This window comes from Pseudomonas sp. FP2294, from assembly GCF_030687625.1.
Classification (GTDB): Bacteria; Pseudomonadota; Gammaproteobacteria; order Pseudomonadales; family Pseudomonadaceae; genus Aquipseudomonas; species Aquipseudomonas shahriarae.
On sequence record NZ_CP117441.1, the window covers coordinates 2,009,123 to 2,030,693 of the forward strand.

Annotated in this window: 20 protein-coding genes; 7 read left to right on the plus strand and 13 right to left on the minus strand. The window is 62.2% G+C overall.

Annotated elements, in window-relative coordinates:
- Positions 1-35: 35 nt before the first annotated feature.
- Positions 36-3,458, plus strand: coding sequence for a hypothetical protein (locus PSH73_RS09060; protein WP_305462273.1), 3,423 nt, complete (start codon positions 36-38; stop codon positions 3,456-3,458).
- Positions 3,459-3,587: 129 nt separating this feature from the next.
- Here the strand turns inward: PSH73_RS09060 and dsbG are convergent, their stop codons facing one another.
- The 3 genes from dsbG to dsbD are packed head-to-tail and all read right to left on the minus strand — an operon-like array spanning position 3,588 to position 6,924.
- Positions 3,588-4,349, minus strand: coding sequence for a thiol:disulfide interchange protein DsbG (dsbG, locus tag PSH73_RS09065; RefSeq protein WP_198792397.1), 762 nt, complete (start codon positions 4,347-4,349; stop codon positions 3,588-3,590).
- Positions 4,325-5,194 carry a TlpA disulfide reductase family protein gene (locus tag PSH73_RS09070; protein WP_057960214.1) on the minus strand — a complete coding sequence of 290 codons (870 nt, stop codon included), beginning with the start codon at positions 5,192-5,194 and terminating at the stop codon, positions 4,325-4,327. Before PSH73_RS09070 ends, dsbG begins: the two co-directional genes overlap by 25 nt.
- A complete protein-coding gene (gene dsbD, locus PSH73_RS09075; RefSeq protein WP_200660789.1) occupies positions 5,194-6,924 on the minus strand; it encodes a protein-disulfide reductase DsbD in 1,731 nt (576 codons plus the stop codon). Before dsbD ends, PSH73_RS09070 begins: the two co-directional genes overlap by 1 nt.
- A gap of 171 nt (positions 6,925-7,095) precedes the next feature.
- Here dsbD and PSH73_RS09080 point away from each other — a divergent pair, with 171 nt between their 5' ends.
- The 5 genes from PSH73_RS09080 (at position 7,096) to PSH73_RS09100 (ending at position 11,861) form a co-directional block, all read left to right on the plus strand.
- Positions 7,096-7,776, plus strand: a complete 681-nt coding sequence (locus PSH73_RS09080; RefSeq protein ID WP_057439143.1) for a response regulator transcription factor — start codon at positions 7,096-7,098, stop codon at positions 7,774-7,776.
- The gene (locus PSH73_RS09085; protein ID WP_057960212.1) at positions 7,776-9,095 is read left to right on the plus strand and encodes an ATP-binding protein; all 1,320 of its coding nucleotides are present in this window, start codon (positions 7,776-7,778) and stop codon (positions 9,093-9,095) included. Before PSH73_RS09080 ends, PSH73_RS09085 begins: the two co-directional genes overlap by 1 nt.
- A 123-nt stretch (positions 9,096-9,218) precedes the next feature.
- A complete protein-coding gene (locus tag PSH73_RS09090) occupies positions 9,219-9,992 on the plus strand; it encodes an N-acetylmuramoyl-L-alanine amidase (RefSeq protein ID WP_057439142.1) in 774 nt (257 codons plus the stop codon).
- A gap of 152 nt (positions 9,993-10,144) precedes the next feature.
- Entirely contained in the window at positions 10,145-11,557 is a 1,413-nt protein-coding gene (locus PSH73_RS09095) for an aspartate aminotransferase family protein (RefSeq protein ID WP_057960211.1), read from the plus strand.
- Positions 11,558-11,636: 79 nt separating this feature from the next.
- Positions 11,637-11,861, plus strand: coding sequence for an MbtH family protein (locus PSH73_RS09100; RefSeq protein ID WP_032862749.1), 225 nt, complete (start codon positions 11,637-11,639; stop codon positions 11,859-11,861).
- Positions 11,862-12,896: 1,035 nt separating this feature from the next.
- Here PSH73_RS09100 and PSH73_RS09105 read toward each other — a convergent pair.
- From PSH73_RS09105 to PSH73_RS09145, 9 genes are all read right to left on the minus strand, one after another.
- Complete coding sequence (locus tag PSH73_RS09105; protein WP_305462278.1) at positions 12,897-13,820, minus strand: metal ABC transporter solute-binding protein, Zn/Mn family; 924 nt, start codon at positions 13,818-13,820, stop codon at positions 12,897-12,899.
- Positions 13,820-14,719: a metal ABC transporter permease gene (locus PSH73_RS09110; RefSeq protein WP_305462280.1), complete on the minus strand. Its 900-nt coding sequence runs from the start codon at positions 14,717-14,719 to the stop codon at positions 13,820-13,822. Before PSH73_RS09110 ends, PSH73_RS09105 begins: the two co-directional genes overlap by 1 nt.
- Complete coding sequence (locus tag PSH73_RS09115) at positions 14,716-15,462, minus strand: metal ABC transporter ATP-binding protein (RefSeq protein WP_057441447.1); 747 nt, start codon at positions 15,460-15,462, stop codon at positions 14,716-14,718. Before PSH73_RS09115 ends, PSH73_RS09110 begins: the two co-directional genes overlap by 4 nt.
- Positions 15,459-16,379 carry a metal ABC transporter substrate-binding protein gene (locus PSH73_RS09120; RefSeq protein ID WP_057960209.1) on the minus strand — a complete coding sequence of 307 codons (921 nt, stop codon included), beginning with the start codon at positions 16,377-16,379 and terminating at the stop codon, positions 15,459-15,461. Before PSH73_RS09120 ends, PSH73_RS09115 begins: the two co-directional genes overlap by 4 nt.
- 34 nt (positions 16,380-16,413) lie before the next feature.
- A complete protein-coding gene (locus PSH73_RS09125) occupies positions 16,414-16,980 on the minus strand; it encodes a DUF6162 family protein (protein WP_057960208.1) in 567 nt (188 codons plus the stop codon).
- A 5-nt stretch (positions 16,981-16,985) separates the two neighbouring features.
- A complete protein-coding gene (locus tag PSH73_RS09130; RefSeq protein WP_057441453.1) occupies positions 16,986-17,315 on the minus strand; it encodes a hypothetical protein in 330 nt (109 codons plus the stop codon).
- Positions 17,312-17,851, minus strand: coding sequence for a hypothetical protein (locus PSH73_RS09135; protein ID WP_057441455.1), 540 nt, complete (start codon positions 17,849-17,851; stop codon positions 17,312-17,314). The genes PSH73_RS09130 and PSH73_RS09135 overlap by 4 nt, the downstream gene beginning before the upstream one ends.
- Complete coding sequence (locus PSH73_RS09140) at positions 17,851-19,059, minus strand: PepSY domain-containing protein (protein ID WP_057960207.1); 1,209 nt, start codon at positions 19,057-19,059, stop codon at positions 17,851-17,853. Before PSH73_RS09140 ends, PSH73_RS09135 begins: the two co-directional genes overlap by 1 nt.
- 337 nt (positions 19,060-19,396) lie before the next feature.
- Positions 19,397-19,852, minus strand: coding sequence for a VOC family protein (locus PSH73_RS09145; protein ID WP_200660791.1), 456 nt, complete (start codon positions 19,850-19,852; stop codon positions 19,397-19,399).
- 191 nt (positions 19,853-20,043) lie between these two features.
- Here PSH73_RS09145 and PSH73_RS09150 point away from each other — a divergent pair, with 191 nt between their 5' ends.
- A complete protein-coding gene (locus PSH73_RS09150; RefSeq protein ID WP_169990667.1) occupies positions 20,044-20,409 on the plus strand; it encodes an antibiotic biosynthesis monooxygenase in 366 nt (121 codons plus the stop codon).
- On the opposite strand, the gene PSH73_RS09155 is transcribed toward PSH73_RS09150, so the two are convergent.
- The gene (locus tag PSH73_RS09155; RefSeq protein ID WP_128593912.1) at positions 20,398-21,501 is read right to left on the minus strand and encodes a sigma-54-dependent Fis family transcriptional regulator; all 1,104 of its coding nucleotides are present in this window, start codon (positions 21,499-21,501) and stop codon (positions 20,398-20,400) included. The genes PSH73_RS09150 and PSH73_RS09155 overlap by 12 nt on opposite strands.
- Positions 21,502-21,571 lie beyond the last annotated feature (70 nt).

Genomic DNA, 21,571 nt, shown 5'->3' on the forward strand with positions numbered 1-21,571 from the left:
TTGCTGGTTATCTTTCCCAGACAGGAGGTCGCATCATGGTCAAAAAAACCACCCCCCAAAGCCCACCGTTGGCGGCTACCCAGGCACCTGCCGAGGTTGCTGTCGAATTGCCCTATCCGCAGATTCGCTACGCCGTCAATAACAACACCCTGGACCCCATCAAGGCGAAAAACGGCACTGTCGCGACCGTCGCTTTTACGGGGATGGGCACGGGTCCTATCACCTTGTACTGGGCGATCAAGGGCCAGGACGAGCCGGTGTTTGAACCTGTTGTGCAACCGGGCAGTACCAGCGGCAGTATTGATATTCAGGTTCCCTGGCAATCGGTCAGCACCAGCATTGGGCATACGGTTTTGGTCTGGTACACCGCGCGGGTGGCAGGCCAGTTGAAGGAATCGCTGGTGCTGGAGTTGGAGGTCCAGCAGATCAGGGAGGCGGACCTCAAGGAGTCGCTGCCGAAGTTTGAGCATGCCCAGTATGTCCATAGCACCTGGCAACTGGATATGAAGACATTCAGGGGCGATGAGACCATCCGCCTTAACGCCTGGCCGATGATTCAGGCCGGGCAGCGCCTGTTTATCAATGTGGCCGGTGATCAGCACAAGCCGCCGTTCGCGTTTAACTGGGTGGCGCGGGACCATGTGGTCATGGAGGCCGAAGCCCATGACGATCATGTCTTTGAGTTCAAGCTGTCACGGGGCTGGATGGCGCGACGGGAAGACTATTCGGCACTGACCCTTCATATCGCCGTGATCTTTGATGGCACCGATCCCAAGCCGCCGGTACCGGTCGATCCGATCTACGAAACCCGACTGCCCGAAAACGCCCACGAGTTTCATCCTCGCAACACGGCGCTGTTGTTTGTCGATACCTCCCTGCATTTGCAAGCCCCGACATTGGTCGAGGCGCAAGGCCAGGGCCAGGTTGATCCCCTCAAGTTGTTGGAGGGGGCCACGGTACGTGTTTGTTACGAGGATATGCAGAGCACGGACCATATTGCCCTGTGCTGGGAATCCACCTTCGGTGATTGCGCGCCGATTGCACCGCAGTATGGCGTAGAGGAGGGGTGCATCGACTTCCATGTGCCGCCGGAATACGTGGGCATGCGCCTGGATAACTTCGCGCATTTCTCCTATACCGTGACCCGGGATGGGGAGCCGCACACGTCGCCTGAAGGTGTGGTCAGGATCCCACTGCCGGCCAACCTGCCCCAGCCGCAGATTTTCGAAGCGCCGTTCAACACCCTGGACCTTGGAGGGATGTGCTGTGATGACCCGGTGACTGTTCATGTCGCGCCTTGGCCGTTTATCGGCACCAGCCAGGTTATTCAGTTGTTTATCGGTGGTGTTTACCCGGATGGCTCGAAAGCCCGGCTGCTCCCTTTTGATGAGGCGCCGATTACTGAAGAAGACGTGCGTAGCGGTTGGACCAGAACCTTGTCTCGGGCCCAACTGGCGGCGCTCAAACATGACAGCCAGTTGTATGTTCTCTTTAGTGTCGAGTTTCTTCCGCGTAAGGATTCAAGGCCGGTCTACAGGTCTTTTCCTTCACTGCTGGTGAATCTGCTCACCGAGCCCCACTTGGAGTTGACGGCCCCCCATCTTGTCGAGTCCGTAGACTGCGGCGCCGACGGCTGGCTACTCAACCCGGTGAACACGGTGGAGGGCGCGCATCTTCAGGTGGCGTACGGGCATATGTGTCCGGGGGATTGGGTGTGCCCGACGTTTACCGGCACACCAGGGCTCGGTTCGCCGGCGTTGGAGTGTCGTACTGTCGGTGTAGATGAGCGAAACATGGTGTTCCCGATTCCGGCCTCTGCGATCAGCGCCAACCTGTGTCAGAAAATATCGGTTTCTTACAATGTGTCGCGTGCCTGCGGTGGCTTCTGGGAGTCGCCGGTGAAAGAGGTGCAGGTCCTGGATCTCAGCGGCCTGCCCGCGCCTGCGGTGGAACAGGCCACGGGCAGCACGTTGGACCTTAATACCTTCGGGGGCGATGCCACGGCGATGGTGGCTACCTGGTTCTATCTGGCCCTGGGCCAACCTTGCTGGCTGTGGGTGACGGGTGAGTTGGAGGATGGCAGCCCCTACCGTTTTGAGGTGCTGGAAGGTCAGGCGGTAACCGAGGAATGGCTGGCCGGTGGCGTCACCGCGGCACTGGCGCGCAACGAACTGCAAAAACTGGCGGATTGCAGTGCCTTTGAAGTGCATTTCGCGGTGAACTTCAATGGTGAGTCCGACAAGGCCAGCGCCAAGGAATTTGCATCGCTGACCCTCGAAATCGCCCAGGAGGACCTGGTACTCGAAGCGCCCACGGTGCGCGAAGCGGTAGGCTCGCAGCTCACGGTATACAACGGCCGCGATGGCGTGACGGTGCGAGTGGCCTATGACCTGATCAGCCCCGGCCATGCAATCAGCGTGTGCTGGAAACGCGCAGACGGTACCTGCCTGCCGCTGACCTCGAAGCCTGGCAGCAATGACCCGGATTACGTGGATTTCCATATCCCCCGGGAGGCGGTGATTCGTGGGATTGGCAAGACGGTGAAGATCAACTACACCGTTACCAGCCTGTGCAAAGTGGCGACTTCCCCGGACTTCGATCTGCAAATCAGTGTGCCGGTACGTTTGCCAGCGCCGGTGGTGCCGCAGGCAACCAACAATATTCTGGACTTGCGCACCTTTAATGGGAACCCGGATATCACCGTTGAACCCTGGTGGTTTATCTTGCCGGACCAGAAAGTATGGTTGCGGGGCGTCGGTACCCAAAAGAATGGCAACCCTTATACGATCAACGTTTACTTGGGGCAGGGGGTGACAGCAGGTGAAGCGAGTACAGGTTTGAAAAAGGTGCTACAGCGTTTCGAACTTGAGCTCTTGAAGGACCTCAGCCGCCTGATGTTTACCTGTAAGGTGACCGCCGATGGCAGTACCCATGAAAGTGAAGCGCTGGTGTTTCCGATTCTGGAGCTGATTATCCGGGCCAATTTCTTAACCGATTTTGATGATTTTGAGAGTTATCCGAGCCAGGAGTATCTGGGGGCAGGGACTATCATCAATACGCGCTTATTGGACTTTGAATTACCAGCCTCATCTCCCCCTGGAATTGGGCTTCATCCAGTCAGAACTGCCGGAGAACTGGTGCCGGGAATGATTGAGGGCAAGGCATTGGCAGTGCGCTGCGGTAGCGCTAATACAATGCAGCTATCACGTCTGAAGTTTAAGTTCAGATGCGCGCGGGTGAGATTCGGTTATGCAAATACCGGCACCGATATCGCGACGTTCAAGTTCTTTGGTGAGAATAATCAGCTACTTGGGACTCGTGAGGCAGCGACTAGGGCCTGGGTCGATTTCGAGGCTGAAAACGGAGCAAAAATAGTCCGTATTGACGTTTTGTGTCTGGTGCATGGGGCGATTGATTCGCTAACCATCTGGCATGGTGGCGAGACTTATCGTCATTGAGCTAATGCCCGCCCTGCAGAAAAGGGGTGAGCAAACGCTCGGGGTCGGCCGTTAGGTATTGGACCAACGAGATACAAGAATGCCCGCTTTGTGCGGGCATTCTTGTAAGTGGCGTGGGGTTAATCCGAGTCACTTGGGCCCGAGGATTTTCCCCAACTTATCCGGCGACGGCGCCCCCTGCTGTTGCTGCAACTGGCCCTTGTCATCCAGATAGAAAATCGCCGGCGTGGCCGACAACTCCAGCTCTTCCATCAACTTCATATTGGCATCGAGCTTGGCCTGGATCTGGGCCGGAATCTTGGTCAGGGCCTTGAGCTTGCTGGCTTTGCCGGCAGACTCATGTTCTTCCAGGGCCTGGGCTGTGTCCTTGCTTGCCAGCAGCGCCGCCGATTTGCCCGGGCTGTCTTCGCGAATAATCCCGACCATGATGTGGCGCAACTGTACCTTGCCCGCCTTGACCCAGGGCCGTGCCTGTTCCCAGAACATGTTGCAGTACGGGCAGTTGGGGTCGCTGAACAGGTAGACGGTGCGCGGCGCGTTTTTATCGCCGTCCTGGATCCAGCTGCTCTGTTCCATCTTGGCCCAGATTTCCTTGGCCATTGGGGCGTAGACCAGTTTTTCCAGGGGCGCGGTGCTCAGGTCATTGCCCTTGGCGTCATACAGATTGCCGGCGATCACGTGTTGGCCGTCGGCGGTCAGGTACAGCGCCATGCCGCGGTTCTGGTATTGCGCGGCATAGCCCTTGAGCCCGCCCGGCGCGTCGAAGCTGCCGATGATCTTGGCGCCCTTGGCTTCGATCTGTTTGATCGGCGCCGGCCATTCTTCGGCGTGGGCGAGGCTGGCAGCCAGGGTCAGGGGCAGCAGGGTTAGCAGGTGGCGGAGGCGGGGCATAAGGGTTTCCTTGCAGGGGCCGTCTTGGCGGCAGTCTTGTCCATGGGGTCGAAATATTCCATGGCGCGGGCCAGGCTGGCCTGGGACAGTTCGCCCAGGTGGCTGTTGATCAGCCGGCCATCGGCTTGATAGAAGAGGGTGGTCGGCAGGGCCATGGACCCCACGGCCTGGCCCAGGCGGCCACTGGCGTCGAACAGCACGTTGTCCAGGTTCAGGCCCTGGGTAGCCAGGTAGGTGCTGACGCTTTGCATGCTTTCGGCCTGGTTGACGAACAGGAAGGTCACGTCCGGCCGCTGCTTCTGGGCGTTTTCCAGTACCGGCATTTCCCGCCGGCAGGGCGGGCACCAGGTGGCCCAGAGGTTGATCACCAGCGGGCCGCCCTGGTAGTCAGCCAGTTGCACGGTTTCGCCATCGGCATTGCGCAGGGCGATGTCCGGCAGGCGCGTACCTTTTTCGTAGATGTTCAACGAGAAACTGGCCAGTGCCCAGAAGGCCAGGCCGCTGACCACACCGGCGCTAAGCGGTTTGCGCAGGGCCGGGCGGCGCCAGCTCCACAGCAGGGCGGCGATGATCAGCACGATCACCCCAGGCCAGGCCAGGAAACCGCCGTCGCGCAGGTCGACGATCTGCAACGGGTCGTCGCGGTAGTACGACCAGTACATCAAGACAAAGCCGATACGCGCACTGAGCATGCCCAGCAGGAACAGGCTGAACAGCACCGATTCGGGGTTCTCGCCGCCCCGCTTGGCCACGCGCCAGCCCACGACTGTGGCGAGGATCAGCGCACTGATCAGCAGCAGATGGTTCAAGGCAATGGCAAAGGTGCCGATGGTCAAGGTCAGCATCAGAGTGCTTCCCGGGTCTGGGTCCAGCGTTGCAGGAAGGCTGCGGCATCCACTTCGCCGGTGATGCGTTGGGCGCGGCGCTCTGCACCGTCGGGGCCGATCCAGACGAAGCTCGGTGGGCCAGGGACTTTGTAGCGACCCAGCAACTCACGGCTGGCGGCGTTGTCGGCGGTGACGTCCAGGCGCAGCAGGCGCACGTCCTTCAGGGCGTCCATCACTTCGGGTTTGCCGAACACCTGTTTTTCCATGATTTTGCACGACACACACCAGTCGGCGTAGTAGTCCAGCAGCACCCATTGGCCCTGGGCCTTGGCGCTGTCGAGCTGGGCTTGCAGGGCTACCGGGTCGTTGAGGGTGATAAAGCTGTCATGGGCAGTCGGCGCGCCGGCCACCGTCGAGCCACCGAAGACCTTGAGCGGCTGCCACAGGTCGTCGCTGCCACCGGCGGCGCCGATCACCAGGATCGCGCCCCACAGCCCCAGGACCAGGGAGCCGGCACCCAGTGCCTTGGCGATCAGCCCGTACTCACGGGCCAGGCTCCAGCCGCAGTAGGCCATGACCAGCGCCAGTACACCCCACAGGCCGAGCCACAGGCTTTCGTCGACGACCGGGCGAATCATCAACACGGCGGTCGCGAGGAACAGGAAGCCAAACACGCCCTTCAGCACGTTCATCCAGGTGCCCGGCTTGGGCAGGAAGCGATTGCCCACGGTCACCAGCAATAGCAAGGGCACACCGATACCGATGCCCATGGCAAACAGGATCAGGCCGCCGTGCAGGGCATTGCCGCTTTGCGCGATATACAGCAGGGCGCCGGCCAGGGGCGCGGTCATGCACGGGCCCACCAGCAGGCCGGACAAGGCGCCGAGCACCCCGGCGCCGACCAGGCTGCCGCCGTTTTGCTGGCGGCTGGCGTTATCCAGGCGATCGCGCAGGAAGGCCGGCAGTTGCAGTTCAAAGAAGCCGAACATCGGCAGGGCGAGGATCACAAACAACCCGGCGAAACTGCCGAGGATCCACGGGGTTTGCAGCAGCGCGGCGAGGTTGCTGCCGGCCAGCGCGGCCAGCACGCCGAGGGCGGCATACACCAGGGCCATGCACACCACATAACTGCTGGCCAGGGCAAAACCACGGCGTGGGCTGGCACCGCTGCCTACCACCAGGCCAGCAAGGATTGGCAGCATCGGCAGCGAGCACGGGGCGAACGCCAGCAGCAGGCCCAGGCCGAAGAACACCAACAGGCTCCAGCCCAGGCTGCGTTGCTGCAGGCCACTGGCCAGGCTTTCATCCTGGGCCTCGGCGGTGGCGGCCACGGCGGGGTTACCACCCAGGTCCACGGTGAGCGATTGCGGTGGGTAGCACAGGCCGGCATCGGCACAGCCCTGCCAGCCCAGCTTGACCTTGCCGGTGGCACCGGCCGGAAGCTTCACTTCCAGACCCTGGCGGTACACCTGTTGCTCGCCGAAGAACTCGTCGCTATGGGCTTCGCCCTGGGGCAGCACGGGCTGTTCGGCCAGGCCTTCGAATTTCATGCGTTGCTGGTACAGGTAATAACCGTCGGCAATCTGCCAATACAGCTGGGTTTCACCGGAAGCCAGGCGCTCGGAGGTAAAGGTGAAGGCCTTGCCTACCGGGAGGAACTCGGCCTTGGTCTCGAACGGATTGTTGCCAGGCGCGGCCTGGGCCAATCCGCTGAACAACACCAACAGGAAGATAAACAGATGCCGCATGGTCAAGCCTTAGTTCGATGCAAGTGGGGCACACAATGTGGGGTGCTGATTAACCGATGATTAACCGGGCTATTCTAGAGTGTAGGGATTTTCGAGGCGCGCCTCTTTTGCCGGCATAATGCGCGCTTAATCCGCCCTCCTTTAAATCAGCATTTTTGCAAAGGGTTCAGCATGCACGTACTGGTCTGTGAAGACGATGACCTGATTGCCAGTGGCATCGTTGCCGGTCTCGGCGCCCAGGGCTTTACGGTCGAGCGCGTAGCCACGGCCGCAGCCGCGCGGGCGATGCTCAAGGCGGCGGAGTTTGACATCATGGTGCTCGACCTCGGCCTGCCGGATGAAGACGGCCTGAAACTGCTGCAACAACAGCGCAGTGCAGGCCTGGAGATTCCGGTGCTGATCCTCACCGCGCGGGATTCGGTGACCAATCGGGTCGACGGCCTGCAGGCCGGCGCCGACGATTACCTGCTCAAGCCCTTCGACTTGCGTGAACTGGCGGCCCGCCTGCAAACCCTGCTGCGCCGGGTGGCCGGGCGTAGCGTCAACCTGATCGAGCATGGCCGGCTGACCTACAACCCCAGCAGCCGGGAAACCCTGTTGGGCGGCCAATCGGTGGACTTGTCCCGCCGTGAACAGGCGTTGTTGCAGGCACTGCTGCACAACCGTGGCCGGGTGCTGTCCAGCGAGCAGCTCAAAGACAGCGTCTACGGCTTTAACGACGAGTTGGAAAGCAACGCCCTCAACGTGCATATCCACCACCTGCGCCGCAAATTGGGCAATGGCATTGTCGAGACCGTGCGTGGCCTGGGCTACCGCCTGGGCCCGGCGGACGGTGGAGAGGACGCTTCGTGATGAGTCTGCGTCTGCGCCTGACGTTCAAGCTGGGCGCCGCTTTTGTGCTGATCTGGGTGCTGGCAGCGACCTGGATGCTCAACGACCTGCGTAACCAGATGATGTTTTCCCTGGATCAGCGGCTGGTGGCGTCGGCGCGCATGGTGGCCGGGCTGATGGAGCAGATGCCCGGCCTGGCCAGTGTGGGCGAGGGCAAACGCTTTGGCGCCGAGCAATTGAATGTGCCGGGGGGCATGGCGTGCCAGGTCAGTTCGCTGCGTGGCGAAGTCCTGGCGCGCAGCCATACCACCCCGGATCAGGGCCTGGAATCCCGGCAGAGTGGCTTTCGCGACCAGATCATCGACGGCGCCGCCTGGCGCAGCTTTACCCTGGCCCGGGGCGATTTGTTTATCACCACCGCCGACCGCCAGGTGGAGCGCGAGGCGCTGAATATGTCGATCCTGCTGGCGGCCTCGGTGCCGGTGGGCGTGGCTCTGCTGGGCTGCCTGTGCCTGTTGTGGCTGGGGATCGGCCAGAGCCTGGTGCCACTCAACCGTATGCGCGATGCCTTGATGCGCCGCAGCGCCGACTCCCTCGAGCCCTTGCAGATTCACCCGTTGCCCAGCGAGCTCAAGCCGTTGCTCGACACTCAGAACCAGCTGTTGCAACGCATCGCCAAGGCCATTGAGCGCGAGCGCCGGCTGACGGGCGATGCCGCCCACGAACTGCGCAGCCCCCTTACGGCGATCAAGACCCACCTGCAAGTGGCACGCATGACCGACGGCGCGGCCCGCGACCAATCCCTGGCCCATGCCGAGGAGGGCGCCGACCGCCTGCATCGCACCCTTGAGCAATTGCTGCTGCTGGCGCGGGTCGAGGGCAGCCTGTCGTTTGATGACGGCTTGCAGTCCAGCGCCGAGCAGGTGGCGCGCCTGGCGATCCAGGACGCCAACGCCGGCGACAACCGGCGCATCGACCTGATCTTGCCGGACAACCTGCCCGATAATCCGGTGGAAATGCCCGTGGGCCTGGCGGTTGCCGCCTTGCGCAACCTGCTGGATAACGCCCTGAGCCATACCCCGGCCGATACGCGGGTGGAATTGAGTGTGTTTACCCAGGGCAATCAGGTGGTGTTCCGCGTGCGCGACCACGGCGCGCCGATCTCCAGCGAAGACCTGCAACATCTGACTCAACGTTTCTGGCGCAATGGCAACAGCGGTGGTTGTGGCCTGGGCCTGGCCATCGTGCAGGCGATTGTCCAGCGCTGTTCCTGTTCCCTGGCCTTCGACAGCCAGCCCGACGGCCTGCGGGTCGACCTGGGGATGCCGCTGCGACGCTGATCTTTCCTTGCACCCACATAACTACCGCCATCCTCAGGCCCGGTGCTTCAGGATGGCGTTAATTTTTGTGTTTGCAGGTTTGCCGGCTGAATGACTCAGCCTGTATTGAAAAGGACAGCGCCTATGTTGGTCATCGACTCCACTTATCCCGCCCAGGATTTTAATCAACGCAATGGCGAAGCCGTGCGCCAGTTGGTGGTGCATTACACCGCCGCGCCCTTCGCCTCTTCCCTGCGCACCCTGACGCAGCAGGGTGTCAGTGCCCATTACCTGCTGCCCGACCCCCTCGAGGCGGGTTATCGAGACGCCGGCTACGACGAGTTGCGGGTATTTCAACTGGTGGATGAACATCAGCGCGCCTGGCATGCGGGGGCCAGTCATTGGGCGGGCCGCGATAACGTCAACACGCGCTCCATCGGCATCGAGATCGTCAATCTGGCTCGCGACGATGGTGGGGTTTTTACCTTTCCTGCCTACGGGGCGGAGCAAATCGAGGTACTGATCGCGCTGATCCACGACATTTGCGCCCGTCATCCGCAGATCGGCGCCACCGATATCGTCGGCCATTCGGATGTGGCGTTCTGGCGCAAAAGTGACCCGGGTCCACGGCTGCCCTGGCACGGCTTGTTCGAGGCGGGCATTGGCGCCTGGTTCGATGAAGAGGTCAAAAACGCCTATGTGCGCCGCTTTCGCATGGGCTTGCCCCAGGAGGTGGAGATCGAACGGGCCTTTCAGCGCTACGGCTACGCCCCGGCACGAAACCGCCAGGCGTTCCAGCAACGGGTGCGTGCGTTCCAGATGCACTTCCGGCCAGCCGACTATCGTGGGCAACTGGATATCGACACCTGCGCGATTCTCTATGCGTTGAACGAAAGGTACAGCAGTGCCGGCGAGTGAGCCATTCGCCGTTTTTTCAACGACCCAGGTGTAAATCCTCACGCCGCTGAAGCGTTTCCAGAACAGGAAATCCGTGCGCATGCCCTTTGGGGGCCAGACGTCAACGGGTTGGCAGTTTGGTCACCATCATCCGCGTATTGAGGGATCTAGAGATGTCAGTCGCTACCAGTCGCATTGACGATTTGCAGGTGTCGGCCAGCCCGACGCCGGCGGAAACGCTTTACCAGTTCGATGAATCACCGCTGCTGGCCCGCCAGCGCCTGCAGGAGTCCAATGCCCGCAGTTACCCACGGCGTATCCCCCTGGCACTCAAGCGGGCCAAGGGCATTTATGTCGAGGACGTCGAGGGGCGCAGTTTTATCGACTGCCTGGCCGGGGCCGGTACGTTGGCACTGGGGCATAACCACCCGGTGGTGATCGAGGCGATCCAGCAGGTGCTGCAGGACGAGTTGCCTCTGCATACCCTGGACTTGACCACGCCGGTCAAGGATCAGTTTGTGCAGGATCTGTTCGGCCTGCTGCCTGCGGAACTGGCGCGGGAGGCGAAGATCCAGTTTTGCGGGCCCACCGGCACCGATGCAGTGGAAGCCGCGCTGAAGCTGGTACGCACCGCCACGGGGCGCAGCACGGTGTTGTCGTTCCAGGGCGGTTATCACGGCATGAGCCAGGGCGCGTTGAGCCTGATGGGCTGTCTGGGGCCGAAAAAGCCATTGGGTGCCTTGCTGGCCAACGGCGTGCAGTTCCTGCCATTCCCCTATGACTACCGGTGCCCGTTCGGCCTGGGTGGGGCAGAGGGGGTCAAGGTCAACCTGCATTACCTGGAAAACCTGCTCAACGACCCGGAGGCCGGCGTATTGCTACCGGCGGCGGTGATCGTCGAAGTGGTGCAGGGCGAGGGCGGCGTAATCCCGGCCGACCTCGACTGGCTGCGCGGCCTGCGGCGGATTACCGAGCAGGCCGGGGTGGCGCTGATCGTGGATGAGATCCAGAGCGGTTTCGGGCGCACCGGCAAGATGTTTGCCTTTGAACATGCCGGCATTGTTCCGGATGTGGTGGTGTTGTCCAAAGCCATTGGCGGCAGCCTGCCGCTGGCGGTGGTGGTCTATCGCGAGTGGCTCGACACCTGGCTGCCGGGCGCCCATGCCGGCACCTTCCGGGGCAATCAGATGGCCATGGCGGCGGGGTCGGCGGTGATGCGCTACCTCAAGGAGCACAACGTGGCCGACCACGCCGCCGCCATGGGTGAGCGCTTGAGTGAACATCTGCGCATCCTGCAGCGGGACTTTCCACAACTGGGGGATATCCGCGGGCGCGGCCTGATGCTGGGCGTGGAACTGGTGAACCCGAGCGGCACGCCGGATGTCCAGGGGCACCCGCCGGTCCATCGACAATTGGCGCCGCTGGTACAGCGCGAGTGCCTCAAGCGCGGGTTGATTCTGGAGCTGGGCGGGCGCCATGGCAGCGTGGTGCGTTTCCTGCCGCCGCTGGTCATCACCGCCGCAGAAATCGACCGCGTGGCAGAGATCTTCGGCCGGGCTTTGGCGGCGGCCGTAGCCAGCCTCTAATTTTCCTGCGCCGCTATACGTTCCTACATACATCAGCCACGCGCAGTGCGTGGCAGCCTTTGAGTGACGGAGAACCGCAATGACCTCAGTATTTGACCGCGAAGACATCCTGTTCCAGGTGGTGGTCAACCATGAAGAACAGTATTCCATCTGGCCCGACTACAAGGCCGTGCCAGAGGGCTGGCGCACCGTGGGTAAAAGCGGGATGAAGAAAGAGTGCCTGGCTTACATCGAAGAAGTCTGGACTGATATGCGCCCGCTGAGCTTGCGCCAGAAGATGGATGCGCAGGTTGTTGCTGGCTGAACACAAGCAAATGTGGGAGCGGGCTTGCCTGCGATGGGCATAGGTAGCTACACAATCTTCTGGGTTTGTGTACATATCCGTTGTTGCGGTTATGGCGGCTATTGGTTCCGCCCTTACGGCGGGTCACTTTTGGAAAAGAGCCCGGAGTGCCGGCCCAGCCAAAAGTAACCAAAAGGGCTCTTACCCCACCACTCGGCACCTCGCCCAGGCTCGGTGTGCCCGCCATCCGACATTGATTTGGGGGGCCGCCGCGATGGGCCATCCATGGCCCAGCGCGGCTAACCCGGCGTCCTGCCGGGTTACCCCCCAAATCAAAATCGGATGACGGCCAGCGTGGTTTAACGGGGCGCCTAAGATCAAAATCACAAGCAAAGCGAGGCGGCCTGACAGCCGACCTGATCGTCGAGGCGTGAGCGTGTACCTGTGGGAGCTGGCTTGCCTGCGATGGCGGTGTACCAGCCAATACATTTATCGACTGATACACCGCCATCGCAGGCAAGCCAGCTCCCACAGGGGAATGCAGCTTCGCACCCCGGCTTTGCTGTTGCTCCGCTTTTGATCTGGCTTTTGATCTTGATCTCAGGCGCCCCGTTAAACCACGATGGCCGCAGGCAGGTATTGCGCAGTGGGCACCCCGGCATGGATGCCGGGGTAGCCGCGACACGGCCATGGATGGCCGATCGCGGCGGGCCCACGGAGCAATGCCTGACTGCGGGCATGCCGAGCCTAGGCGAGGCACCGAGTGGTGGGGCAGGAGCCCTTTTGGTTACTTTTGGCTGGGCCGGCACTCCGGGCTCTTTTCCAAAAGTGACCCGCCGTAAGGGCGGAACCCTAAGTGGCCGTGACCGCAGCAACGGATATGTAAACAAACCCAATAAGCACTAGATAAAAGAGTTGTGTAGATACCTATGCCGCGATGGCTAAGTGTCAGTCGATACATTAGTTGACTGATACACCGCCATCGCGGGCAAGCCCGCTCCCACACAACCCCGCTCCCACATAAGCTCGCACACACACAGGGGTATTGCCTTGCTTTCAGGGCACCAAGGCCTTGATCACCTGATCCACATTCCCTTCCAATTCCGCTACCGGGTCCGCACCGTCAGTACCCAGCACCAGCAACTTCGACCCCCCTGCACTGATAGCCGCTTTCACCGCCTCAGCCGGTTGGCGATGGTGCAGCACTAACGCCACGTCGTTGTCCTTCAGGCTGGTCGTCAGCATTTGTAGCGCCTGCGCAGACCACTCGGCATCCGGCCGCGGATCGGTGCTGACCAACTCCAGATTCAATCCACTTATCAGATAAGCAAAATGATCACTCAGGCTGACCACACTCAGGTTATCGGCCTGGGCCAGGCGGGCCTCGCTGTCGGCAGTCAGCTTGAGCAGGCGTTGCTTGAGGCTGGCCAGGTTGCCGTCGATCTGGGCCTTGGCGCCGGGCGCCAGCCTGCTCAGGTCGGCAGCCATGACATCGGCCATGCGCCCCAGGTTGTTGCTCGACTGCCACGGCTGGCTATTGAGGCCATCCACAGTCCCCGGTTGCAGGGCCACGCCTGGCAGACCGCCGTCTACCGGGCGCGCCGCGTCCACTTCGACAATGCGGATATTGCTGCGCCGGGCCACTGGGTACAGCGGGTCATCCGGCCACAGCGAGCGCAGGCCGATCGCCGCATCGGCGTCCAGCGCCAGGCTATGCAAGGCTGGCGCGCCACGCCCGGTAAAGTACGAGGTCTGGCGCGAACCCGGCAGGTTGGCCGGTGCCGCACGCTCCAGCTTGACCGCAGTGCCCTTGAGCAGGGTGGCGGCCAGGCCGTAGGTCACGGGCAAGGCCGCGAGGACTTTGACCGGTTTGGCGGCGTGGGCGGCGACCGGCAGGGGTTTGGTCGTTTCGGCTGCCAGTAGCGGGGTGCTGATCAGGCAGGCGATGGCCAGGGCGAGGGGGCGTAGAACGGGGCGCATTATCCGAGATTCCCTTTCAGGCTGGGGACCGTGCCGCGCGCGATGGCGGCCAGGGCGAAGGCGATGCCGGCGACGAGGATGATCGCGGCACCGGACGGGATAGGCAGGTCGAAGATGATCGGCAACAGAATCCCGCATAGGGTGCTGAGCGTGGCAATCACCACCGAGATCCAGAATAAGCCCTTGAGTGACTGGCTCAACAGCCGAGCCGCGGCGGCCGGGATCACCAGCAGTGCGCCTACCAGGATCGCACCGATGACCTTGACCGCCGCCACCGTGATCAACGTCACCAGGATCACGAACAGGTAGTCCAGGGTCTTCACCGCCACGCCACGCACGGCAGCCAGTTGCGGGTTGAAGCTGGCGAGCATGATGCGGTTGTACAGCGGCAACGCCAGGGCCATCACCAGTGAGCCGACCACCGCCAGCACCGCCAGGTCATTGCCGTTGACGGTCAGGACCGAACCAAACAGCACGTTTTCCAGGATATGCACGTTGATCTTGCCCGCCAGGATCAGCAACAGGCTCGCGCCCAGGGCCAGGGACACCGAGAGGAACACGCCGATCAGCGTATCGGGGGCCAGGCCGGTGCGGTTGCGCAGGTAATTGAGCAGGATGCCGAACAACAGGCAGTAGCCGAACAGGCTGCCGTAAGGCCCGGTGTAGGGTTCCCCCAGCAGAATGCCCACGGCCACGCCGGTCAGTGCAGCATGGCCGACGGCTTCGGAGAAAAACGCAAAGCGCTTGACCACCACCAGCGTGCCCAGGCCACCGAGTACCGGGCCGATCAACAGGCCGGCGAGCAAGGCATTGACCACAAACCCATAGGCCAGGGCTTCCGGCAAGTAGCCGGAGGAAGCCCAGCCCTGGACCATCAAGCGAAAGGCTTCGTAGCTCATTGGGCTGCGCTCCGTGGGTGAGTGGAAAACAGCGTCAGCAGGCGTTCCGGGGTCAGTGCCTCCTTGGGCGTGGCATCAAACAGCAGGCGGCGGTTCAGGCCGGTGACGCGATCCGCCAGGCGGCCCACGGCCTCCAGGTCGTGTTCGATCCACAGCACGGTAATCCCGGCCTGGCGCCAGTCGCCCAGCAGGCGTTCGAACACCTGGATCCCGGCTTCGTCGAGGGCCGACATCGGTTCATCGAGTACCAGCAGTTGCGGCGCCGGGATCAAACCCTGGGCCAGCAGCACACGCTGGCGCTCGCCGCCGGACAGCGCACCCATGCGGCGCTTGCGCTTGTCTTGCATGCCCACGCGCTCCAGCGCCTCGCCAATCGCCCCGGCGTAATGCCGGGACAAGCCGAGAAACGCCGGGCGCCGCTGGCACATGGCAGCCATGAAGTCGTCGACGGTCATCGGCAGGCCACGGTCGAACTCCAGGGCCTGGGGCACGTAGCCGATGGTGCCGGGAGTGTTCGGCCAGTGCAGGCTCAATTGGCCCTGGTGTGGCGTCTGCCCCAGCAGGGTCTTGATCAGCGAGCTCTTGCCGCCGCCGTTGGGGCCGACCAGGGCGTGGATGCTGCCCGGTTGTACCTGGAAGCTGACGCTATCGAGGATCGCGGTACGGCCCAGGGTCAGCGAGACGTTATCGAACTCAATCGTCGGGCCGATGCTGGCCACATTCAGGTGTTCAGCCGCGGTCATGCCCCCGACTCCTGGATCGCCCGGACCACGGTATTGAGGTTGCCGGTCATTTCCACTTCGTACTTCTCGGCGCTGTATTCACCGTAGGAAATATGCGACAGCGGGTACAGTTTGACCCCCGACTCACGCTGGATGGTATCGACGTAGGAGGACGGGAAATCCATCTCCGAGAAGATCACCTTGACGTCCAGCTCGCGCAGTTGGTCGATGGTTTTCTTCAATTGGCTCGGGCTTGGCTCGATGCCGTGGGCCGGTTCGACCACGGCGGTCACTTCGAGGCCGAACTCGCGCAACAGGTAGTCGTAGGCGGCGTGCACCGTGGCCACCCGCAGATCGGCGTTGGGCGCGCTGGTGAGCTTGGCCAGGGCGTCGGCGCGCATCTGGCGCAGGCGCTTGCCGTAGGCACGGGCGTTCTGGGTATAGGCCTTGGCGTTGTCCGGGTCGAGCTTGCCCAGTTCCCGGGCGATGTTGTTGACCTGGGCGATGGACGCGCTGATGGACAGGAAGGTGTGCGGGTTGACCACCTTGCCGGCGCCGCGGGCCGCGTTGCCGGTGGCGGCCAGCAGCGGCACATTGGCGTTGGCCTCGATCACCGGGATGTCCGGACGCTCGCTGGTGGCGATCATGCGGTCGGCAAAATCGTCATGGCCGACGCCATTGAGCACGATCACGTCCAGGGTGCCAATGCGCTTGATGTCTTCGGCGCGCGGTTCGTAGGCATGGGGGTTGAAGCCGGCCGGAATCAGCGGCACCACTTCGGCCTTGTCGCCGACGATATTTGCCACGTAGCTGTAGTAAGGGTGCAGGGTGATACCGATACGCAGGCGCTTGGCCGCCTCGGCATTGGCCAGGGGGCTCAGCAACACGCTGAACAGGCCCACCAGCAGCAGGCGGAGCAAGGGAGATGACATAGACATGGGTAATCGATCTTCTCTCGGAGACAGCATGAATTCAGTGGCGATGCTGGCGGGTGACGCCAGCGTCGAATTGCGCAACGACCTGCTGCCAGCCTGCGGCGATCAGCCCCTGGTCGCTCAGGTCGGTGGGGGCGGCCAGGTTGGCGCTGCGGTTGAGCCAGATATCCGGCTCGGCGCCGTTGACGCGCATCAGCAGTGAACCGCTGGTGTCGTTGGCCTGGCTCAGGCCCAGGTACGCCGCTGGTGCCAGCAATTGCCAGTGGTGGTCGCCACGGCTGACCGAACTGGCGTCCTGGGCGAAGGGCGCGAAGCCTTCTTCGGCCAGTTGCGCCGGCGTCGGCAGGGTGCTTTGTTCCTGCGCCAGCAACTGGATTTCATCCAGGGTCACCCGCAGGTCGGCATAGATGCCTTGCTCGGCCGCGCTCAGGTCGCGGCGGGCGTCCAACTGGTGGCTGGCCACGGCCTCGACGGCCTGGGTTTCGCCGTGCAGGGACACCACCGTGCCGGCGACCGCCAGGATGATCAGGCACAGCAGCAGGACGTAGAGGGTTTCGTGCCCGGCACCGGCGGGCCGGACCACCTGGGTGCTGCCTGGGGTCATGGGGGTCATGGCGCCTGGATATCCGCTTGGTCGATCTCGACAACGTGGCCGGGACCGGCGTCAAACAGTACATAGAATTCAGCGGCAGGTTTTTTGAAGGTCAACGTCGAGTCGGGCCCCAGTTTGCCGGGCACCAGGATGGTCTCGTCGTAGCCGATCACATCCAGGGTCACGCCGGGCGCGCCGCTGCCGTCGGAAAAACCACCGGTGCACTGGATCTGTTCGCCGGGTATCTCCTTGCATTCGCACATCGGGTTGTGGGCCAGGGCGTAGTTGCTTGCACCCAGGCTGAGGATCAGCACGGCGCAGGCGCGGGTCAGGCGCAGTAAAGTCATGGTTTAACTCCTTGCTTGTTCAACCAGGCGACGGTGGCAGGCGAAGCCTGACTCAAGGGAATGGAGGCCTGCTGCATGCTGCCGTCCCAGCCTTCCATGGTGATCCACAGTTCGGCGTCGGGCGGGGTGCGTTCCGGGATCGGCAGCACAGCGCCCATGCGGTATGGGGTGCCGAAGAAAATCACCCCGGCGGCCCGCAGGCTGCGGGGCTTGCCGATGCGCAGGTAGGTGGCCTTGACCTGGTCGCCACAGGTGGCGCACAGGGCGGCGTTGAAGGATTTCATCGGGCCGGCCGGGTCGGGGCGGGGCGCTTCATTGCGCAACTCGGCGAGGGTAATGCTCCACGGGCCGACCTGCACTTCACCGACCTCGCGCTCGCCCAGGCCGGCGTCGCCGCGAAACAGTGCGACGTCGGCAAAGTACTTGGGCATAAAGCCCAGGGGCACCAGCAACAGCAGGATATTGATGTGAAAGCGCCATTTGAGCCAGAAGGCGCGCAGTGGCGAGGGCGCTTGAACGGTGGTGGCCTTGCTCATTATTTGCCCTCCGAGGTTTCAGCCTGCATGGCGCCGATGGGGTTGGCCGGCGCCGTATTGCGCGTGGCCTTGGTGCTGCGCTTGAGCGCGTGCAGCGTGGCCAGGGCCGTGCGCTTGCTCCAGATCAACAGACCGCTGAGGACCATCATGCTCAGCAACAGGCCGAAGAAGAACCAGACAAGCTTGATCCAGATCCCGCCAAAGTCGCCGGTGTGCAGCGGGCGCATGGACTCGGTGACGAACTCCAGGCCCGAGCGGTCGGACAGCAGGTGCGTGGCGGCGATTTCACCGTTGTAGGGGTTGATGTCGGCCGTCTGGAACATCAGCGGGTACCAGCCGCGGCCGCCGATGCTCAAGTGACTGTAGGCATTGCTTGGCAAGCCGACGAAGCTGACGTCGAAGCCGGGGATACGCTGGGTAGCAATGTTGATGGCATCGTCCAGGGCGATCATCGGTGCCGGTACACCGGGGGCCGACAGCGGCACCTTGTCCCGGGAGATCACCGGCACGATCGGCTGGCTGGAGATGGTGATCTGGTTGTCCGCGAGAAGCGCCTGGATCAAGAACCAGGTGCCGGTGATGGAAATCACCGCGATAAACCAGATCGACCAGATGCCGCTCAGGCGGTGGAAGTCGCCCCAGAAAATCCGCGCCCCATGCTTGAAGCGCAGGGTTGGCTTGAAGAACCCTTTCCAGAACCGTTTGTACACCACCAGGCCTGTGACCAGCGAGGCGAGCATCGGCAGCCCGAGGAACGACACCAGGTACCAGCCCCAACTGAAGCCATTGGTAAACGGCACCAGCCACCAGCCATGCAAGGCGCGGGTGAACTGGCGGAAGTTGAACGATGGGCTGATGCCCTGGATGACCCCCGTGTACGGGTTGACGTAGACCGCCACGGAGCGGCCGTCGGGGTAGCTGATGTCGACGTCGAGCGCAAAATGCGATTCGTCCGGACGGACGATGGACTCGACAATGGCCTTTGGCTCGGCCTGCTTGATCGCGGCGAGGATCTGGTCGTAAGTGAGCAGTTCGGCATCGTCCGATGGCTTGCTGGCGCGCATTTCCGGGTTGGCCAGCCAGACGATTTCCTGGCTGACCACCGCCAAGGTCCCGGTGACGCAGACGATCAGTACGAAGAACCAGATGGGCAATGCCAGCCAGCTGTGGACGAGAAACCAGAGTTTGGAGCGTGACTTCTTCGACATGTCTATGGGGGTCTTGATCGGAGGAGGGCAGAAAAGGCCCGGGAAAGGCCGGTCGTAGCTTTTGCTTACGCGACGGGCTGTATCTAAGTTAAGACGGATGAGAATCGCAAAACCCTAAGGCGCAAATGAAAGCAAATGTTTCAGGTGCGCGGGAACCCCCTGTTGGGGCTCATTGCTGTTCAGTTAGTCAGCACAAAAAAGTGTGGCGAGGGGGCTTGCCCGCGTTGGGCTGCGCAGCAGCCCCAAAACCTGGCTACTCGATGTTTCTGCAAGAGTCAGGTGGTCTTGCTGGTCGGGGCCGCTACGCAGCCCCGCGCGGGCTTTAGGGGATCGGGGCTTATGCAAACAGCTCTTTGGCGCGCTTGTGAATCTGTTCCTCGGTCAGCTCTTCTATATGAGTGGCGAGGAACCAGACGTGCCCGAAGGGATCCCTCAACGTGCCGGAGCGGTCGCCGTAGAGTTGATCCTTGGGTTCGGAAATCGCCGTGCCGCCTGCCGCGATCGCCTGTTTGTACTGCGCGTCGACGTCCTTCACATACAGATGCAGGCCAACGCTGGTGGGGTGCGCTCCAGGGCTGCCGAAGGCCATTTCATCACAGGGCGAGGCCAGCATAATCGGCGAATCGCCAATGCGCAGTTCGGCATGGCCGACCTTGCCGTCTGGCATGTCCAGGCGCATGAAAACGGTGGCATCGAAGGCTTTTTGGTAGAACTCGATGGCTTCAGCTGCCTTGTCGATGCCCAGGTAGGGCGTGATGCTGTGGTAGCCATCGGGAATGGGTTTAACGCTCATTTCGCTCTCCTTGAGGGGGGGAGGGGCCGGGTCTTCCGGTCTTTTCACTATAGGTCAGGCCATTCGTGGCCTGCGGGCAACCGACGACTGCCCTGTAAAGGTGCATTCAACAGTTTCTCAAACAGAGGCTTGACCTTAACTTAACTAGAGGTTTTACCCTGCGTGGCACCTACAGCTAAAGGGGATTTGTCATGCAAGCTTCAGTGAAAAGTCATGGTTTTACCCAAGTGATCGAGTTTCAGATCGAGCCCCGGCAGCAGTCCGCGCTGGTGTTGGCGCTGTCCGAGCAGAGCGAGCGCCTGGCCCAAGGCCATGAGGGGTTTCTGAGTGCCAGTGTGCTGGTCAGTGATGACGGGCGGCGGGTGCTCAACTACCTGCAATGGCAGGCCCGCGAAGACGGTGCCACGGCGTTCCAGCGGCTGGAGAGCGAGGGCGAGAACTTCTGGGCATTGATTCGTGCCCATCAGGCTACTGCCGTGACCTTCGGTTCATTCCAGGTGCTGCGCAGTATCGAGCGCAGCGCCGACAACGCGTTGGCGTGCAGCCTATATCGATAGATGCAGCATGCGCTCACCTTGCAGGCTTCCCTCTGGGCGGCGCTTGTTGACCGCCAGTTCGCCGATCTTGATCAGGCGCGTACGCGTGATATTGCGGCTCAGGCCCAGCAGGTTGGCGGTGTGTACCTGGTTGTAGTGGCTGAAGCGGTAGGCGGCGCGTAGCAATGCGTCCTCGACTTTCTCATGCAAGGCACCGGCCTGTTCGTCAAACAGTTTCTGGAAGGCACGCTCCAGCAAGGCTTCGGCACTGTGGTCGAGGCTGTGCTGGCTATCATCCTGGCGCTCGATGCGCATGTTCGACAGGCGCAGGTCATCGCGTTCAATCAGGCCATTGCGGCAAATCAGCAAGGTGTGATGAATGACGTTTTCCAGCTCGCGGATATTGCCCGGCCAACTGTAGCCCTTGAGCTTGTGCTCGGCTTCGGGGCTGAGGGTGATGGGGCCGTAGCCCAGGCGCTGGCTGTAGGTGTCGATAAAGTGCCGGGTCAGGGGCAGGATATCGCCGGGGCGTTCGCGCAAGGGGCTCAGTTCCAGGCTGACCACGTCCAGGCGGTAGTACAGGTCTTCACGGAAATGCCCGGCATTGATGGCTTTTTCCAGTTGCACATTGGTCGCCGCCAGCACCCGCACATCAATCGGAATGCTCTTGCGTGAGCCCAGGCGCACCACTTCGCGTTCTTGCAGGACGCGCAGCAGCTTGACCTGGATGGCCATGGGCAGATCACCGATCTCATCGAGGAAAAGGGTGCCGCCGTCGGCCTCCTCGAACCAGCCAGCCTTGGCGCCGAGAGCGCCGGTGAACGCGCCTTTTTCATGGCCGAACAACTCCGCTTCCACCAGGGATTCGGAAAACGCCCCACAATTCACCGCCACGAACGGTCGGTTGCGCCTGGCGCTGAGGTTATGGATATGGCGGGCCACCAGCTCTTTGCCGGTGCCGGTTTCGCCGATGATCAGCACGCTGGCTTCGCTGGGCGCCACTTGCTGGATATGCGCGAGCAAGGCCCGGGATTTGGGGTCTTCGAAGACTTGCGCGGTGGCGCGAATCGACGTGGCGAGTGCGGGCGAGGGCGCAAGGGTTAAAAGCTGCATGGGCACCTCAAGGAATAGGACGTGGATGTCGGCAGGGGCTGGCCCAACGCGGTGCGCCACCTCGTACCAG

Excerpts from the sequence above, each read along its gene's own strand:
- PSH73_RS09130 (WP_057441453.1), bottom strand. The coding sequence starts at position 17,315 with ATGACTTTACTGCGCCTGACCCGCGCCTGCGCCGTGCTGATCCTCAGC.
- PSH73_RS09085 (WP_057960212.1), top strand. The coding sequence starts at position 7,776 with ATGAGTCTGCGTCTGCGCCTGACGTTCAAGCTGGGCGCCGCTTTTGTG.
- dsbG (WP_198792397.1), bottom strand. The coding sequence starts at position 4,349 with ATGCCCCGCCTCCGCCACCTGCTAACCCTGCTGCCCCTGACCCTGGCT.
- PSH73_RS09135 (WP_057441455.1), bottom strand. The coding sequence starts at position 17,851 with ATGAGCAAGGCCACCACCGTTCAAGCGCCCTCGCCACTGCGCGCCTTC.
- PSH73_RS09150 (WP_169990667.1), top strand. The coding sequence starts at position 20,044 with ATGCAAGCTTCAGTGAAAAGTCATGGTTTTACCCAAGTGATCGAGTTT.
- PSH73_RS09070 (WP_057960214.1), bottom strand. The coding sequence starts at position 5,194 with ATGCTGACCTTGACCATCGGCACCTTTGCCATTGCCTTGAACCATCTG.
- dsbD (WP_200660789.1), bottom strand. The coding sequence starts at position 6,924 with ATGCGGCATCTGTTTATCTTCCTGTTGGTGTTGTTCAGCGGATTGGCC.
- PSH73_RS09115 (WP_057441447.1), bottom strand. The coding sequence starts at position 15,462 with ATGACCGCGGCTGAACACCTGAATGTGGCCAGCATCGGCCCGACGATT.
- PSH73_RS09080 (WP_057439143.1), top strand. The coding sequence starts at position 7,096 with ATGCACGTACTGGTCTGTGAAGACGATGACCTGATTGCCAGTGGCATC.
- PSH73_RS09120 (WP_057960209.1), bottom strand. The coding sequence starts at position 16,379 with ATGTCTATGTCATCTCCCTTGCTCCGCCTGCTGCTGGTGGGCCTGTTC.
- PSH73_RS09125 (WP_057960208.1), bottom strand. The coding sequence starts at position 16,980 with ATGACCCCAGGCAGCACCCAGGTGGTCCGGCCCGCCGGTGCCGGGCAC.
- PSH73_RS09110 (WP_305462280.1), bottom strand. The coding sequence starts at position 14,719 with ATGAGCTACGAAGCCTTTCGCTTGATGGTCCAGGGCTGGGCTTCCTCC.
- PSH73_RS09090 (WP_057439142.1), top strand. The coding sequence starts at position 9,219 with ATGTTGGTCATCGACTCCACTTATCCCGCCCAGGATTTTAATCAACGC.
- PSH73_RS09095 (WP_057960211.1), top strand. The coding sequence starts at position 10,145 with ATGTCAGTCGCTACCAGTCGCATTGACGATTTGCAGGTGTCGGCCAGC.
- PSH73_RS09060 (WP_305462273.1), top strand. The coding sequence starts at position 36 with ATGGTCAAAAAAACCACCCCCCAAAGCCCACCGTTGGCGGCTACCCAG.
- PSH73_RS09105 (WP_305462278.1), bottom strand. The coding sequence starts at position 13,820 with ATGCGCCCCGTTCTACGCCCCCTCGCCCTGGCCATCGCCTGCCTGATC.
- PSH73_RS09100 (WP_032862749.1), top strand. The coding sequence starts at position 11,637 with ATGACCTCAGTATTTGACCGCGAAGACATCCTGTTCCAGGTGGTGGTC.
- PSH73_RS09155 (WP_128593912.1), bottom strand. The coding sequence starts at position 21,501 with ATGCAGCTTTTAACCCTTGCGCCCTCGCCCGCACTCGCCACGTCGATT.
- PSH73_RS09140 (WP_057960207.1), bottom strand. The coding sequence starts at position 19,059 with ATGTCGAAGAAGTCACGCTCCAAACTCTGGTTTCTCGTCCACAGCTGG.
- PSH73_RS09145 (WP_200660791.1), bottom strand. The coding sequence starts at position 19,852 with ATGAGCGTTAAACCCATTCCCGATGGCTACCACAGCATCACGCCCTAC.